Annotated in this window: 3 protein-coding genes; all 3 read right to left on the bottom strand. The window is 44.8% G+C overall.

Annotation, left to right across the window (positions count from 1 at the left end; all coding sequences use genetic code 11):
* Window positions 1-340: formate/nitrite transporter family protein (locus tag Q0095_RS01160; RefSeq protein ID WP_297880589.1), on the bottom strand; the 340-nt coding region annotated here is incomplete at its 3' end.
* Entirely contained in the window at window positions 341-793 is a 453-nt protein-coding gene (locus Q0095_RS01155) for a hydrogenase 3 maturation endopeptidase HyCI (protein WP_297880587.1), read from the bottom strand.
* Window positions 793-1065 (bottom strand): hypothetical protein, encoded by a 273-nt coding sequence (locus Q0095_RS01150; RefSeq protein ID WP_297880591.1) that lies wholly within the window; start codon window positions 1063-1065, stop codon window positions 793-795. The genes Q0095_RS01155 and Q0095_RS01150 overlap by 1 nt, the downstream gene beginning before the upstream one ends.
* Between the last annotated feature and the right edge of the window lie 20 nt (window positions 1066-1085).

Genomic DNA, 1085 nt, shown 5'->3' with positions numbered 1-1085 from the left:
TAAAGCACCAAACGATAGCCCAATAGCCGATAGTTTTACCTAGCGGTAATTTGCCATCGGCGGCAGGTACGCCCGTTAAAACCGAGCTGGTAAATAGATGCCCACCGTAAAAAACCACCATCATCAGACCGCAGCTAAAGGTAATACCACCGATGAAATTCGATAAGCCAATAGATTGCTTTTCAGCCATTCCGACGGTCGAGTGAGCCCAGAAAATATCGCCCATAGCGATTGCAGCGCCCGCCATTATAGCTAGAAAAATTATGCTAATTAGCGGGGTATGCGCCTTGTGTTGCATCGAACTAGACACCGCTTGCGCGGTTTCTGCAGGATTTAACATTTACTCCTCCTCATTTAAATTTGAATCAATTTCTAAGATACGCTCATAAGCTTTTTGCGCACTTTTTTTTGCGCTCTCGCTTAGCCCTTCTTTAAAATCAAGGACATTATCGAGTAGCACGCTTATGCCCAAAAACAGCGTCTTTGGGCAAATTTTGCGCAGATAGCTTAGAAGCACCGGCGTAGGCAGGTTATGCGTCGAGTATATGTAGTCGCGATCATTGCTGAGGTCGAAAAATTCTATCTTATCCTCATCAAAGCCGCTCATCGCATCTACTACGATCAGAATTTCAGGGGCGAATTCCCTAAGTGCTACGAATTCGTTTTCGGGCACATCCTGCCCATAAAAAACGCGCCAATCTTTTAAGTTTGCCTCGACTATTCGCCCTGTTTCATTGCCTACGTCGTCGTCGCCGCGAAGGGGATTGCCGATACAAAGCAACGCCTTTCGCATCAAAAATCCTTCCTTAGCACGAAGTATCCTTCGCGCATATTTTTTAGCAGATCTTTAAGCTCACATTCGCAAAGCTGAGGGATTAGCTTAGCTGCGTGCTCGGCAAAAATTTCAATCTCGAAATACTTGCTTAGGTTGCCGATCTTAAATTTAACGTAGTCGCCCGAGTTTTCGACGATGCGTTTAAATTCTTCATCGTCTATCTCAAGTACCTTTTCGCTAAAATCTATCGTACCTACGCCGTAACCGACGACGAAGCATAATAACCGAATACTAAAATAGAAAAGAGACG

The organism is uncultured Campylobacter sp., assembly GCF_938045535.1.
Lineage (GTDB): Bacteria > Campylobacterota > Campylobacteria > Campylobacterales > Campylobacteraceae > Campylobacter_B.
The sequence above is the reverse complement of the archived record's forward strand: the minus strand, read 5'-3'. Positions and strand labels throughout refer to the sequence as shown.